14 protein-coding genes, 2 pseudogenes and 1 other annotated feature are annotated in these 13160 nt (G+C 53.5%); of the genes and pseudogenes, 6 read left to right on the top strand and 10 right to left on the bottom strand.

Features of this window, described 5'->3' with window-relative positions:
* Position 1 precedes the first annotated feature (1 nt).
* From B9Y90_RS01690 to B9Y90_RS01670, 5 genes are all read left to right on the top strand, one after another.
* Entirely contained in the window at positions 2–388 is a 387-nt protein-coding gene (locus B9Y90_RS01690; protein ID WP_085540025.1) for an exonuclease SbcCD subunit D C-terminal domain-containing protein, read from the top strand.
* A gap of 84 nt (positions 389–472) precedes the next feature.
* Positions 473–967 (top strand): hypothetical protein, encoded by a 495-nt coding sequence (locus B9Y90_RS01685; RefSeq protein ID WP_085540024.1) that lies wholly within the window; start codon positions 473–475, stop codon positions 965–967.
* 181 nt (positions 968–1148) lie between these two features.
* A protein-coding gene (locus B9Y90_RS01675) for an IS3 family transposase (RefSeq protein WP_139827327.1) occupies positions 1149–2269 on the top strand; the annotation gives its coding sequence in 2 pieces (ribosomal slippage) (positions 1149–1407 and positions 1407–2269; 1122 coding nt in all).
* 58 nt (positions 2270–2327) lie between these two features.
* Positions 2328–2453 carry a polymorphic toxin type 25 domain-containing protein gene (locus B9Y90_RS27530; protein WP_139827333.1) on the top strand — a complete coding sequence of 42 codons (126 nt, stop codon included), beginning with the start codon at positions 2328–2330 and terminating at the stop codon, positions 2451–2453.
* Positions 2440–2901, top strand: coding sequence for a hypothetical protein (locus B9Y90_RS01670; protein ID WP_085540023.1), 462 nt, complete (start codon positions 2440–2442; stop codon positions 2899–2901). Before B9Y90_RS27530 ends, B9Y90_RS01670 begins: the two co-directional genes overlap by 14 nt.
* 73 nt (positions 2902–2974) lie before the next feature.
* Here the strand turns inward: B9Y90_RS01670 and yciA are convergent, their stop codons facing one another.
* From yciA to B9Y90_RS01650, 4 genes are read right to left on the bottom strand one after another with little or no spacing between them, the layout of a single operon-like run.
* On the bottom strand, positions 2975–3370 hold the full coding sequence (yciA, locus tag B9Y90_RS01665; RefSeq protein WP_085540022.1) for an acyl-CoA thioester hydrolase YciA: 396 nt from the start codon (positions 3368–3370) through the stop codon (positions 2975–2977).
* Positions 3370–3906 (bottom strand): septation protein A, encoded by a 537-nt coding sequence (locus B9Y90_RS01660; RefSeq protein ID WP_039294111.1) that lies wholly within the window; start codon positions 3904–3906, stop codon positions 3370–3372. Before B9Y90_RS01660 ends, yciA begins: the two co-directional genes overlap by 1 nt.
* Positions 3907–3965: 59 nt before the next feature.
* Complete coding sequence (locus tag B9Y90_RS01655) at positions 3966–4709, bottom strand: YciC family protein (RefSeq protein WP_085540021.1); 744 nt, start codon at positions 4707–4709, stop codon at positions 3966–3968.
* 28 nt (positions 4710–4737) lie between these two features.
* The gene (locus B9Y90_RS01650; RefSeq protein ID WP_085540020.1) at positions 4738–5148 is read right to left on the bottom strand and encodes a YkgJ family cysteine cluster protein; all 411 of its coding nucleotides are present in this window, start codon (positions 5146–5148) and stop codon (positions 4738–4740) included.
* Between the two features lie 285 nt (positions 5149–5433).
* Between B9Y90_RS01650 and B9Y90_RS01645 the strand changes: the two are divergent.
* Positions 5434–5814, top strand: a pseudogene (locus B9Y90_RS01645) (OmpW family outer membrane protein); the annotation flags it as partial.
* 34 nt (positions 5815–5848) lie between these two features.
* Here B9Y90_RS01645 and B9Y90_RS26320 read toward each other — a convergent pair.
* The 6 genes and pseudogenes from B9Y90_RS26320 to B9Y90_RS01620 all read right to left on the bottom strand — a co-directional run.
* Positions 5849–6136: pseudogene (locus B9Y90_RS26320) on the bottom strand (alpha/beta fold hydrolase); the annotation flags it as partial.
* 253 nt (positions 6137–6389) lie between these two features.
* Positions 6390–7196: a tryptophan synthase subunit alpha gene (trpA, locus tag B9Y90_RS01640; protein WP_039294104.1), complete on the bottom strand. Its 807-nt coding sequence runs from the start codon at positions 7194–7196 to the stop codon at positions 6390–6392.
* Positions 7196–8386, bottom strand: coding sequence for a tryptophan synthase subunit beta (trpB, locus tag B9Y90_RS01635; protein WP_008454293.1), 1191 nt, complete (start codon positions 8384–8386; stop codon positions 7196–7198). Before trpB ends, trpA begins: the two co-directional genes overlap by 1 nt.
* Positions 8387–8398: 12 nt before the next feature.
* On the bottom strand, positions 8399–9760 hold the full coding sequence (trpCF, locus tag B9Y90_RS01630) for a bifunctional indole-3-glycerol-phosphate synthase TrpC/phosphoribosylanthranilate isomerase TrpF (protein WP_085540019.1): 1362 nt from the start codon (positions 9758–9760) through the stop codon (positions 8399–8401).
* Between the two features lie 4 nt (positions 9761–9764).
* Positions 9765–11360, bottom strand: coding sequence for a bifunctional anthranilate synthase glutamate amidotransferase component TrpG/anthranilate phosphoribosyltransferase TrpD (gene trpD / locus B9Y90_RS01625; RefSeq protein ID WP_085540018.1), 1596 nt, complete (start codon positions 11358–11360; stop codon positions 9765–9767).
* Positions 11360–12922, bottom strand: a complete 1563-nt coding sequence (locus B9Y90_RS01620; protein WP_085540017.1) for an anthranilate synthase component 1 — start codon at positions 12920–12922, stop codon at positions 11360–11362. The genes trpD and B9Y90_RS01620 overlap by 1 nt, the downstream gene beginning before the upstream one ends.
* 21 nt (positions 12923–12943) lie before the next feature.
* Positions 12944–13041, bottom strand: a sequence feature (Trp leader region).
* Positions 13042–13160 lie beyond the last annotated feature (119 nt).

Here is a 13160-nt window from a genome sequence, read left to right as displayed (position 1 = left end):
TATGACTGAAAAATTGATGTGTATCACCTGTGGTGTAAATTATTCTAAGATGAATCAATTAGTTGATCTTAGATATTTATCTGGAACTTTGGAACTGATTTTAGCTTCAGGTCATGCAGATGAAACGAAAAAAAGCTGTGTTGCATTTGATTGGGTGCATTCTTTCCGTGTTACCGACGAAGGTGATCTGTTAAGAATGCAAGATGACTTGAATGGTCAAATGGTTATAGGGATCTATACAGTAGAAGGATCCCGATATCTAACATGGTTTAACGAACAAAGCGTCAGTGCCCATGACGGAGATAATATAACTCATTACTTAATAGTTACAGATAATGATGTGATTGATGTTCTATCTTCCGTTAGCCCAATAATATCATTCTGTTGAAAGAATTCCGGCCATCTTGCATATGCCGCGGGCAACAGCATTGTGGCTGACGTGGGGCGCAACCACTAACGGGGAGGTATATAAATGGATAAGGATGTTTTTTACTGTAAATCATGGTTTAGAGCAAAGAAAAAACCAATTGAGTTATGGCATGAAAAGAAAGCCCTCAAAAAACATAAGGTAGGTGAGCCCTACACTGTGCTGATTGGTTCTGATACGAATCCATCATGTTTTATTAATGTAACGCAGAATGCTGGATGGGTCAGTGTGAGCTTTCTGGATAAAGAACTCAGAGAGTATCTTTTGTATAGCTTCAAAATATTAAACGATATTGATATTTTCTTATCAACGGCGGTTTATAGAGAGTTTGCTGAAAATGAAGGCGAAGGTGCGGGTATATTAAATGTATCACGAGGAACCACCTACATTTTTAATGAAGATGGCAAGACTGTGGTACAGGAAGAGCAGTTTAATCCTCATCTTTTAGAGGAAGGCGAGACGATGGCTGATTTGTCAGGAAATTATGATCGTTTCCCTGAGTTTGGTTGTTATGATTCACTGATTAAAATTGAACGATAATAAAATCTGGTATTACCGGGCTTCTCTTAAGCATTAATCTATCTGAGGTATCGTAGCGAGGCGACCTTCCTTATCCACGGCGACATAGATAAATATCGCCTCGGTGGCTTTGACCTGCTCCCCGTTGATTAATACACACCGATGTTAGTAATGTCTTCATAAGCCACATGAGGACATTCCCATGAAGAAGCGTTTTTCCGACGAACAGATCATCAGTATCCTCCGCGAGGCTGAAGCCGGGGTTTCTGCCCGTGAGCTCTGCCGTAAGCACGCCATTTCCGACGCCACCTTTTACATCTGGCGTAAGAAGTATGGCGGTATGGAGGTGCCCGAGCTTAAGCGCCTGAAGTCGCTTGAGGAAGAGAACGCCAGGCTCAATAAACTGCTTGCCGAAGCCATGCTGGATAAGGAGGCGCTTCAGGTGGCTCTGGGGCGAAAGTACTGACGACAGGCCAGAAGCGGGAAGCCGTGGTGTTGATGTGTGATGCGATCGGTCTGTCGCAACGTCGTGCCTGCCGGCTTATAGGTTTGTCCCTGTCGACCTGCAGTTATGATGCTCAGCGTCCGGCTGCTGATGCACATTTATCAGGACGTATTACTGAGCTGGCGATTGAACGCAGACGTTTTGGTTATCGGCGCATCTGGCAGTTGCTGCGTAGGGAGGGCCTTCACATCAATCACAAGCGGGTATACCGTATTTACCACCTTAGTGGACTGAGCGTAAAACGCAGACGACGCCGTAGAGGGCTGGCGACCGAACGGTTTCCGCTTCTGCGCCCGGATGCACCGAACCTTACATGGTCGATGGATTTCGTTATGGATGCACTGGCCAACGGTCGCAGGATCAAGTGCCTGACCTGTGTGGATGATTTCACGGAGGAGTGTCTGACGATCACCGCTACTTTCGGTATTTCAGGCGTTCAGGTCACGCGTATTCTGGACAGCATCGCGTTGTTTCGAGGGTATCCGACGACAATAAGAACCGATCAGGGCCCGGAATTTACCTGCCGCGCGCTCGATCAATGGGCCTTTGAGCATAGTGTGGAACTACGGCTTATCCAGCCAGGTAAACCAACGCAGAACGGATTTATTGAGAGTTTTAACGGACGCTTTCGCGATGAGTGTCTGAATGAACACTGGTTCAGCGATATTCTTCATGCCCGGAAAACGATTAATGACTGGCGGCAGGATTATAACGAGTGCCGTCCCCATTCATCTCTGGATTACCAGACACCAGCTGAATTTGCAACGGACTGGCGAAACAGGAAATATGAAGAAAAACCAACCGACATTACTAACTGAAGGTTGTATCTAATCCTGGGGGCAGGTCACGGCAGGTTTATCTGTCGGTAAGGATGGCATCAGTGTATCCCTTGGTGCTGGCCCTAGTATTGGGTTGAAAACATCCACAACCTCACATCAGAGTGAAAAAATTGAAATGAATGGCGATACGACTAAGGAAATTTATCACTATGATTTCAAATGATATTGTATTTAATGTGCTGTCTGTGATGATGTTATTTTTCCTAATTATGTTCGCAGGGTGTTTTTTCATTTTTGTTTATAAGGTGCTTGGTGGTCAAAAGGTTGGACGTGATTCTTTTCTTTTTTTTAATTTCATCTTTTTCAGGCGTAATATTTTATCAGGACTGGCATTGATCTTTCTTGTGCTGGCCTATACGGCTGAAGCTTTTGCTCAGTTGCGGGAAGGTGCAAGTATCATGTCACTACTAGCGAACGTGTCCGGGAGTCTGTCAATTTTGCTTTTCGGTGTATACGGGAAGTATTTATATCGGGGAGTTATTGATGATAAAAATCCATTTTTTTTCATCAAGGTATTCCTGACTAAGATTAGTTTTTCTTTTGCGGATGTACTTCTCTGGCTATCGAGATTTACCTATACTGCCTGGATTGTAATAATTATTTATAACTAAATCTTGCCGGTTAACTGCAGTCTAAAGGCTTAGGGAATAAAAAAACCCGGCATGGCCGGGCTTCTCTTAATCATTAATCTGTCTGAGGTATCGCGCGAGGCTTGCCTTCTTTATCCACGGCGACATAGATAAATATCGCCTCGGTGGCTTTGTAGCGCTGGCCGATTGGCTCGGAAGAAACCTTTTTCACCCAGACTTCCACATTGATGGTGATGGACGTTGTCCCGCGCTTAACGCAGCGGGCGTAGCAGCAGACCACATCGCCTACTGCCACTGGCTTCAGGAACGTCATGCCGTCCACGCGCACGGTCACCACGCGGCCATGCGCGATTTCTTTGGCCTGAATGGCGCCGCCCATGTCCATCTGCGACATCAGCCAGCCGCCAAAAATATCGCCGTTGGCGTTGGTGTCCGCTGGCATCGCCAGGGTGCGCAGCACTAATTCACCTTGCGGTAATTCGTTCGGCATTACTGCTCTTCCTTTGGCATATGACGGTAGATGTAGACGCCGCTCAGCAGGGTAAAGACCAGCGTGATAGCGGTCAGCCCGAAGACTTTAAAGTTAATCCAGATGCTTTCCGGGAGCCAGAACGCCACGTAAATATTCAATAAACCACAGGCGATAAAGAACAGCGCCCAGGCGATATTCAGGCGCGTCCACACCTCGGTTGGCAAGGTGATTTCTTTACCCAGCATGCTTTGAATCAGCAGCTTGTTCATGCCGAACTGCATCACCAGCAGAGCCGCGGCGAACAGGCCGTAAATCAGCGTGACCTTCCACTTAATGAATTCGGCGTTGTGGAAGTAAATCGTCAGACCGCCAAAGACGGCAACCATCACAAAGGTCACCAGCGTGGTTTTTTCCAGCTTGCGGTATTTCACCCAGCTGTAAACCAGCGCGAGGGCGGTGGCGATGATCAGCGCCCAGGTGCCGACAAAAATGTCGTACATCTTGTAGAAGGCAAAAAAGACAATCAGGGGCAGGAAGTCGAGAAACTGCTTCATAATCTGTTCCGTAAAGAGGTGACTCCTGACTATAACGCGCGGTCAGGAGTCGGGGAAGGTTATTGACGTATCAACATGTACAGGCGGAATAAGTAGATAAGCAGCACGGCTGAAATCAGGTTGCTTATGGTATTCGCGACCACGGCACCGGCTTCCGGCGACAGCGCAGCAAAGCTGGATGCCAGCAGTAGTAACGCCGTTTTAGCCGCCAGCCAGGCGACGACCGCAGGAGCGACAAGGCGCATGTTTGCCCACACCAGGCGCAGGCTGCTGCGCATAGAGCGGAAAATCCCGATTTTATCCTGCACCAGCATCACCGGGGCAAGTGAGAGCAGGATTGCCAGCAGCACGCCCGGCACAACCACAAGCATAATGCCGATTTGCACCAGCAGCGTGGTCAGGAAGATCAGAATAAACATTTTTGGCAGCACGGGCGCGGAGGCACCAATCGCGCGCAGGGCGCTAACGCGCTGGCCTGCAGAAACGATTTGCATCAGTACCATCATGCTGGCCGCCAGAATAGCGTTGCCAATCAGGCCCGAAAACGTGGAAGCCGCAGACGCTTTCAGTAACACTTGCTGCTGTTCCAGCGACATATTCTGCACTAAATCAAACAGCCCGACGCTGCCCGCCAGGTTATCTCCCTCACTCAGAATCGCCATTTGTTCTTCGCTGGGCGAGAACGCACGGCCAATAATCACCGAAATTAAGGCGCAAAGTAACGCAATCAGCAATATGGTAACAAACTGATTACGCAAAAAATTCCCCGTGTCACGGTATACGGAACCTGCCGTGATAGACATGCACTCTCCTTGATGTTGCTAACGGTTATCAATCTGGGGGCAATTGTACCCTGGATGAGGCTGCCGTGGCACCACAAAGACTTTCTATAAGCGGTTGAATAGCGTCAGTTCCGTACAGCGGTACCAGGCCGTAGCGGGCTCTTGCCCGGTTGCAGGCATCGTGGGTGATGCCGTCTTCCCCGGACATCGCAAACTCGCGGCAGGGCGAAGGGCGATTCTCATAAATGCCGCAGCTGACCCGCTGACCCGGCTCGCCCTCCAGCGCAACGCAGCGGCTATTGCGCTGGTTGGTGCCGCTCATGCAGCGCAGAAAAGGGGTAACAGGCTCGGTTAAGTGTGAAGGGACCAGGCCGCCAGCGTCGTCGGCTTCAGCCCAGTAGAAAGAGACACGAAAGTAAGCACAACAGGCACCACAAGTCATACAAGGGTTATCGCTCATCTTGCACCTGCAACTTCTGATTTCACGTTCCAACGGTTGAGAGGAATATCCAAATTAGCCAGGGCAGGACGTTTTGCAAGAGGTGGAGGGGGAAGAATTTTCAGGATGTGATTATTCACAAAGTTGATCTGGTTTCGGTTTGTTGTTTTTCACTGCGCAACCAAAAATTAATCCAGATCATTGAATGTTAAATTAGTGGATAAAGTGTGATCGGTGTTAGATCACTTTGTACTTCTTTCTAAGTATATTCAGCCCGCTGTTAAAAACCATAACAAGGGAAGGGCTATGAAAAAACTCACACTGGCATTACTGGCGATGGGATGTTTGTCCGGTGCGGCGTCGGCGCATCAGGCGGGGGAATTCTTTATGCGCGCGGGTACCGCGACGGTTCGACCCACCGCGGGTTCGGATGACGTGCTCAACATGGGCAGCTTTAAAGTTGATAACAATACGCAGCTGGGGCTGACTTTCGACTATATGGTCACCGATAACATCGGGATTGAGCTGCTGGCGGCGACGCCGTTCCGTCATAAGGTAGGGCTTGGGCCAACCGGTGACCTGGCCACCGTGCACCAGCTGCCACCCACGCTGATGGCGCAGTGGTACTTTGGCGATGCGGGCAGCAAAGTGCGGCCTTATGTGGGCGTCGGGGTGAACTACACCACTTGTGTCCACGACTGTCGACAATAATGACCTGGTGATTTTTAGCTAATACGGGGATTTGTTTCCCCCAATAGTCAGAATTAGCGAGGCCGCCGTGAACCAAAATAACCGGTGAGCCATGGCCCAGGGTGCCATAGTAGAGCTTAATGCCGTTGATGTCTGCGTAGCTCGATTTTATGCCAGCGACTGGCGCTGGCGTCTCAGGTAAGTGTTGCCAGCGAGATGCCCAGTTGATTTGATTAGGTGCTTGTGACGCCTGAACAGCTGGCAAGAGACCACCAGTGAAGGAGAGCAGTCCAGCAAGTAATATGGATGTCTTTTTCATCTTTTCTACCATCTTAGGTTCTGAGTTGTGGGAGTGACTTCAGTTACATCTGCGTCTGGGCGCGAATTGCATTTCTGAAGCGGTGAGAGAATAAAGGTAAATTACTCCAGAGATCTTCATCAAATATTCACATTTTTGTGATTTGTAATGGCGGGAAATGGCAAAAGGATCAGAGATAAGCGAGAAGAGACTGGGAAATATCGATGAAACAATGGGAAAAGAATAAGGCCGGATCTCTCCGGCCTTTTGCTTATTAACCGCGCGTGGCGGCTTTCATGTTTTGCACGAACTGTTTTAGTTCGCTGAGCATCACTTCAGGCTGCGCCAGATTCTTTTCGATGATTTTCACCACCGCAGAACCTGAAATCGCGCCTGCTGCACCGGCGGCAATGGCATCGCGTACCTGAGAAGGTTCGGAGATCCCGAAGCCTTGCAGAGGCGGTGCGGCCTGATATTCGCCCAGTTTCTCAATTAAATGATGCAGCGGAAGCTGAGCGCGCGTTTCGGTGCCGGTGACGCCTGCACGAGAAAGCAGGTAGGTGTAACCCCGGCCATGAGCCGAAATTTCACGCAGCAGCGTTTCGTCGGCGTTCGGCGGGCAGATGAAAATAGGCGCGACGTTGTGGCGCATTGCGGCGTGGCGGAATTCAGCGGACTCTTCCACCGGCACGTCTGCAACCAGCACGGAATCCACGCCCACTTTGGCGCACAGCGCATAAAACTCGTCGATGCCGCGGTTAAAGACCAGGTTGGCATACATCAGCAGGCCGATCGGGATCTCCGGGTACTTTTGGCGGATCGTCGCCAGCATTTCAAAGCACTGGGTTGGCGTCACGTCAGAAGCAAAAGCCCTCAGCGCTGCGCCCTGGATGGTTGGCCCGTCTGCCAGCGGATCGGAGAACGGAATGCCCAGCTCGAGCGCATCCGCGCCGCCTTCAACCAGCGCATCAATAATTTTCAGCGAAAGCTCAGGGTTCGGGTCGCCCAGCGTCACGAAGGGAACGAATGCGCCTTCCTTGCGGGCCTGGAGCTGTTCAAACAGATGATGATAACGTTCCATTACATTTCCCCTCGTGCTTTCAGAATATCGTGGACGGTGAAGATGTCTTTGTCGCCGCGGCCAGAGAGGTTCACTACCAACAGCTGCTCTTTTTCAGGGTTCTCGCGCATCATTTTTAAGGCATGGGCGAGGGCGTGGGAGGACTCCAGCGCAGGAATAATCCCTTCGCTGCGGCACAGTGCTTTAAAGGCATCCAGCGCTTCGTCATCGGTAATAGAGACGTAATCGGCGCGGCCGGTGCTGTTCAGGTACGCGTGCTGTGGCCCCACGGACGGGAAGTCCAGCCCGGCAGAAATAGAGTAAGACTCTTCAATTTGCCCTTCGTCGGTTTGCATCATCGGCGACTTCATGCCGAAGTAGATCCCCACGCGGCCATGTTTCAGCGGCGCGCCGTGTTCACCGGTTTCGATCCCGTGCCCGGCTGGCTCAACGCCAATCAGGCCCACGCTGGTTTCATCGATAAAGTCGGCAAACATGCCGATGGCGTTAGAGCCACCGCCCACGCAGGCGATTACTGCGTCAGGCAGGCGACCTTCTTTTTCCAGGATCTGCGCTTTGGTTTCTTCGCCGATCATGCGCTGGAATTCACGCACGATGGTCGGGAACGGGTGCGGACCCGCAGCGGTGCCGAGCATGTAGTGCGCGGTTTCATAGCTTGCAGACCAGTCGCGCAGCGCTTCGTTACAGGCATCTTTCAGGGTGGATGAGCCGCTGTGCACCGGAATGACTTCGGCCCCCATCAGGCGCATACGGAAGACGTTTGGCGACTGGCGCTCGACGTCTTTGGCACCCATATAAATGCGGCATTTAAGGCCGAGCAGGGCGCTGGCGAGAGCAGACGCTACGCCGTGCTGACCCGCGCCGGTTTCGGCGATGATTTCGGTTTTGCCCATGCGCTTGGCAAGCAGCGCCTGGCCCAGTACCTGGTTAGTTTTGTGTGCACCGCCGTGAAGCAGGTCTTCACGTTTGAGGTACAGCGTGGTGTTGGTGCCTGCGGTGAGGTTTTTGCATTTGGTCAGCGCCGTTGGGCGGCCCGCGTAGTTCTTCAGCAGGTCGGTAAATTCCGCCTGGAACTCAGCGTCGCTTTGTGCCGCCACGAAAGCTTCTTCGAGCTGGCGCAAAGCAGGCATCAGGATCTGCGGCACGTACATACCGCCAAATTCACCAAAATAAGGGTTCAGTAAAGTCATGGTATCTCTTCCTTAGTAAGCCCGCAGGGTCCGGAAGACCGCAGCCAGCTTGTTAGCATCTTTTATTCCTGGCGCGCTTTCTACGCCAGAGTTGAAATCCAGTCCCGCGCAGCCGGCTTTAGCCGCTTCCACGCAGTTATCCGCTCCGAGGCCGCCCGCCAGAATCACGTTGTCCAGCTTTTGTCCGGCTAACAGTCGCCAGTCAAAGCTTTGCCCGGTGCCGCCCTGGCCGTTATCGAACACGTATTTATCGACGTGCTGCAGATTCCGCTCTGGAAGCGTGTCGGCCACGCTTAACGCTTTCCAGATTTGTGTTTTCTCCGGCAGCAGCGCTCGCAGCTCATTAATGTATGCCTGGGTCTCAGCGCCGTGAAGCTGAACTGCGCTCAGTGAGAATGTCTCTACTTTCTGCACAACTTCTGTTACCGGCGTATTTCTGAATACGCCCACGTAGCGAAGCGGCGCGGAGGCTATGACTGCGGCGGCTTTCTCATCGCTGACGAAACGCGGTGAAGTCGGGACGAAGATCAGGCCCCCGTAAATAGCCCCGGCTTCCTGAGCCGCACGAGCATCTTCCCCTCGGGTCAGGCCGCAAACTTTATTTTCACCCAGCAGCACGCGGCGTACCGCAGCGTTCAGGTCATCTTCACTCATCAACGCAGAGCCAATCAGGAACCCGTTGGCGAAGTGGCTTAGCTCACGAACCTGGGCGTAATTATTGATGCCCGATTCGCTAATAACCGTGACGCCATGAGTCAGACGTGGAGCCAACTGGCGAGTGCGGTCCAGGTCAATGGACAGATCGCGCAGGTCGCGATTGTTGATGCCGACCACTTTGGCACCGAGCGCGATGGCACGCTCCAGTTCTTCTTCGTTACTGACTTCCGTCAGCACGCCCATGTTCAGGCTGTGGGCCACGGCGGCCAACTGGCGATACTGTTCATCGTCCAGCACCGAAAGCATCAGCAGGCAGGCATCCGCCTGGTAAAAACGCGCCAGATGGATCTGGTAGGCGTCGATAATAAAGTCTTTGCACAGCACAGGCTGGCTGACAATTCCGCTGACGATTGGCAGAAAATCGAAGCTGCCCTGGAAGTATTTCTCGTCGGTCAGCACCGACACGGCAGAGGCATAATGCTTATACACACCGGCGATACGCGCCGGGTCGAAGTCATCGCGGATCACCCCTTTAGAGGGAGATGCCTTTTTGCACTCAAGAATAAAGACGGTGCGGGCACCCTGCAGCGCGTGATAGAAGTTCCGCGTGGCTGGCACAATCTCATTCTGGAAGCTCGCCAGCGGCTGCTGCTGTTTGCGGGCTTCGACCCACAGCGCTTTGTCAGCCACGATGCGGTTTAAAACAGTCTCCTGCATTCCCTTATCCTCTCCCTGCGAGCGCGGTAACGCGGTCGTATGCGGCTCCGCTGTGCAATACATCCAGCACTTTTTTGACGTTAGCCTTCAAGTCTTCATGGCCGTGCAATCTCATCAGCATCGCTACGTTGGCCGCGACGGCAGACTCGTGCGCGGTCTCGCCTTTACCTTGTAGCAGGCGCGTCAGAATGTCACGGTTTTCTTCCGGCGTACCGCCCGCCAGCGCTTCCTGGTGATAGGCCGGAAGATCGAAATCGGCGGCGGTCAGCTGATAGCTTTTGATTTCGCCGTTATTTAATTCAGCGACCAGCGTTGGGGCATGGAGCGACACTTCATCCATGCCGCCGCTGTGAACCACAGCCGCACGCTTATAGCCGAGGACGCGCAGGGTTTCAGCAATCGGCAGCACCAGTTCCGGGCTGTAGACGCCGATCAGCGCCAGCGGCGGATGCGCCGGGTTAATCAGCGGCCCCAAAACGTTGAACAAGGTACGCGTTTTCAACTGCTGGCGAACCGGCATCGCGTGGCGGAATCCTGTGTGGTACTTAGGCGCAAACAGGAAGCAAACGCCCAGCTCGTCCAGCGCTTTGCGGGATGCGTCCGCGTTCATTTCCAGGTTGATGCCAAACGCCGCCAGCAGATCGGAGGACCCCGAACGACTGGAAACGCTGCGGTTGCCGTGTTTGGCGACCTTTAGCCCGACCGCAGCGGCGACAAAGGCGCTGGCGGTGGAGATATTAATACTGTTACTGCCGTCGCCGCCGGTACCGACGATATCGGCAAACTCGTAGCTCGGGCTTGGGAACGGCGCGGCGTGCTCAAGCAGGGCGGATGCGGCCCCGGCGATTTCGTTCGGGTGTTCGCCACGTACCTTCATGCTGACCAGCGCGGCGGCAAGCTGCTCTGGTTTCAGCTCACCGCGAACGATGGCGGAAAACAGCTGGTGGCTCTCTTCGCGGCTCAGGGTTTGCGCCTGATAAAGCTTGTCGAGGATCGGCTGCAGCGTATTGGCCTGCTTCAGCTTCTGCAGCGCCCAGTCGAGGGTTTGTTCCAGCAGGCGTGCGCCGTGGCTGGTGAGGATGGATTCCGGGTGGAACTGGAAGCCCACAACCCTGTCAGCCTCGTGGCGAACCGCCATCACCATGCCGTCGAAATGCGCGTTGATGGTCAGGCCGGCAGGGATGTTGCTGCCGACCAGGGAGTGATAGCGCGCTACCGGCAGCGGGTTAGGCAGCCCGGCAAACATCGCTTCGCCGTCATGGGAAATTGAGGAGGCTTTGCCGTGCAGGATTTCGCCTGCCTGGCCGACGTAGCCGCCGTAGGCTTCGACAATGGCCTGGTGGCCGAGACAAATACCGATAATTGGCAGTTTACCGCGCATACGCGTCAGCAATTCTGGCATACAGCCCGCTTCGCTTGGGGCACCAGGCCCTGGGGACAGCATGAGCACCGGGTTATCCATGGTGGCCAGACGTTCGATCAGGGTTTGCGCCGGGACGTGGTTACGGTAAATCACCACGTTATGGCCGTTCGCGCGCAGCTGGTCTGCCAGGTTATAGGTGAATGAGTCGATATTATCGAGCAGCAGAATGTCAGCCATTAGAAAATCTCCTGGGCGTGATGCGCGGTAGCAATGGCGCGCAAAACAGCGCGGGCTTTGTTTCGGGTTTCGTCGGCTTCGGACTGCGGGTCTGAATCAAGTACAACGCCAGCGCCAGCCTGCACGGTGGCAATACCGTCTTCAACGTAGGCTGAGCGGATGACGATGCAGGTATCGAGGTCGCCGTGGGCGGTGAAATAACCCACCGCGCCGCCGTAGCTGCCGCGACGGACGCCTTCGGCCCCGGCAATCAGCTGCATCGCACGGACTTTCGGTGCTCCGCTCAGGGTGCCCATGTTCATACAGGCGCGGTAGGCGTGCAGCACGTCCAGGTCGTGGCGCAGTTCGCCAACAACGCGTGACACCAGGTGCATCACAAAGGAGTAACGGTCAACTTTGGTTAAATCAGCCACGTAGCGGCTGCCCGGCGTACAGATGCGGGCGAGATCGTTTCGCGCCAGGTCAACCAGCATCAGGTGTTCAGAAAGCTCTTTATGGTCGGTACGCATTTCCAGCTCGATGCGGCTGTCCAGGTCGCGATCCAACGAACCGTCAGCGCGGCGGCCACGAGGGCGCGTGCCGGCAATCGGGTAAATTTCAATCTGGCGATTCGTCGCATCATATTTCAGTGAGCTTTCCGGGGAAGCGCCGAACAGCGTGAAATCGTTGTCCTGCATAAAGAACATGTACGGGCTTGGGTTGCTCTTCTTCAGCGTCTGGTATGCCGCCAGCGGTGACGGGCATGGCAGCGAGAAGCGGCGGGACGGCACAACCTGGAAAATTTCACCGATGCGAATGGCTTTTTGCATCTGGCGAACTACCGCCCCGAACTCTTCGTCGGTCTGATTGACATCGCAGCTCATGTGCTCAACTTTTTGCACCGGTAGGGCAGCAGGCTCTTCGCTGATTTGCTGGCGCAGCTGTTCGGTGCGTTTCAGCAGGCGCTGTTTTTCGCTGTCTGACGGCGTAAACAGGCTTGCCTGAATGCGGGTTTGCTTTTTCTGGTGATCGATGGTCAATAAGGTTTCAGCCAGGTAGAAGCAGTAGTCCGGGCAACGGTTGTCCTGTTTCAGCTGCGGCAGGTCTTCGAAGCCAGCCACCAGGTCGTAGGCAAACAGACCGCCGAAGAACATCGCATGACGCTCTTCCGCTGGTACGCTGACCAGTTCCTGCATAATGCGGAATGCATCAAAGACCGACAGCGAGCACAGGCGCGCATCTTCATCTAATAACGTGCTGACCGTTGGGAACCGCAGGGTGCGGCCATCCGGGAAGTGTTCGTTTTCGACGCCGGCTGGCAACGCGGCATCCAGCAGCGGCAGCAGGGATGCGCCGTTAGCAGACAACGCCTGTAAGGTGACGGTGTCACCTAAGGCCGTAATGCGCATGGCGCTATCCACCAGCAGCAGGCTTTTTAAGTCGTCTTTACTGTCGATGTCTGCGGATTCCAGCAGCAGCGTCGCAGGGCGCGCACCGCACAGCTGGTGGAAAAGGGCCGTTGGGTTTTCACGGTAGGCAGCTTCGCTGCTCAGGAGTTCAAGTGCCGGTTTTTGTGTTTGCATTTTAGTTCTCAAATTTTGTTCAAAAAAAAGCCCGCATCGTTGGCGGGCCTGGTATCTGTGCTGTTAAACAGCGTACGCGATCGCACCGCCCGAGTTCAGGGAGTACGCCACCAACCGTGCAGGGAATTCATCGCTTTCATTTCAGATACCTCGTTATGTGAACTTGCGTACTAGTAAACTGGTTCGTGGCTATATTGTCAAGACTGATTTTTTAAAATAGCCGATTATCGTTATCATG

It is taken from the genome of Cedecea sp. NFIX57 (assembly GCF_900177785.1).
Classification (GTDB): domain Bacteria; phylum Pseudomonadota; class Gammaproteobacteria; order Enterobacterales; family Enterobacteriaceae; genus Cedecea; species Cedecea neteri_C.
This window is presented reverse-complemented; position numbering and strand designations above follow the sequence as displayed.

Bases quoted from the DNA above. Each gene is read 5' to 3' on its own strand.
- B9Y90_RS01650 (WP_085540020.1), bottom strand. From the start codon at position 5,148: ATGAGCGATAACCCTTGTATGACTTGTGGTGCCTGTTGTGCTTACTTT.
- B9Y90_RS01670 (WP_085540023.1), top strand. From the start codon at position 2,440: ATGATTTCAAATGATATTGTATTTAATGTGCTGTCTGTGATGATGTTA.
- trpD (WP_085540018.1), bottom strand. From the start codon at position 11,360: ATGGCTGACATTCTGCTGCTCGATAATATCGACTCATTCACCTATAAC.
- trpCF (WP_085540019.1), bottom strand. From the start codon at position 9,760: ATGCAGGAGACTGTTTTAAACCGCATCGTGGCTGACAAAGCGCTGTGG.
- B9Y90_RS01685 (WP_085540024.1), top strand. From the start codon at position 473: ATGGATAAGGATGTTTTTTACTGTAAATCATGGTTTAGAGCAAAGAAA.
- B9Y90_RS01660 (WP_039294111.1), bottom strand. From the start codon at position 3,906: ATGAAGCAGTTTCTCGACTTCCTGCCCCTGATTGTCTTTTTTGCCTTC.
- trpB (WP_008454293.1), bottom strand. From the start codon at position 8,386: ATGACTTTACTGAACCCTTATTTTGGTGAATTTGGCGGTATGTACGTG.
- B9Y90_RS01690 (WP_085540025.1), top strand. From the start codon at position 2: ATGACTGAAAAATTGATGTGTATCACCTGTGGTGTAAATTATTCTAAG.
- B9Y90_RS01655 (WP_085540021.1), bottom strand. From the start codon at position 4,709: ATGTCTATCACGGCAGGTTCCGTATACCGTGACACGGGGAATTTTTTG.
- trpA (WP_039294104.1), bottom strand. From the start codon at position 7,196: ATGGAACGTTATCATCATCTGTTTGAACAGCTCCAGGCCCGCAAGGAA.
- B9Y90_RS01620 (WP_085540017.1), bottom strand. From the start codon at position 12,922: ATGCAAACACAAAAACCGGCACTTGAACTCCTGAGCAGCGAAGCTGCC.
- yciA (WP_085540022.1), bottom strand. From the start codon at position 3,370: ATGCCGAACGAATTACCGCAAGGTGAATTAGTGCTGCGCACCCTGGCG.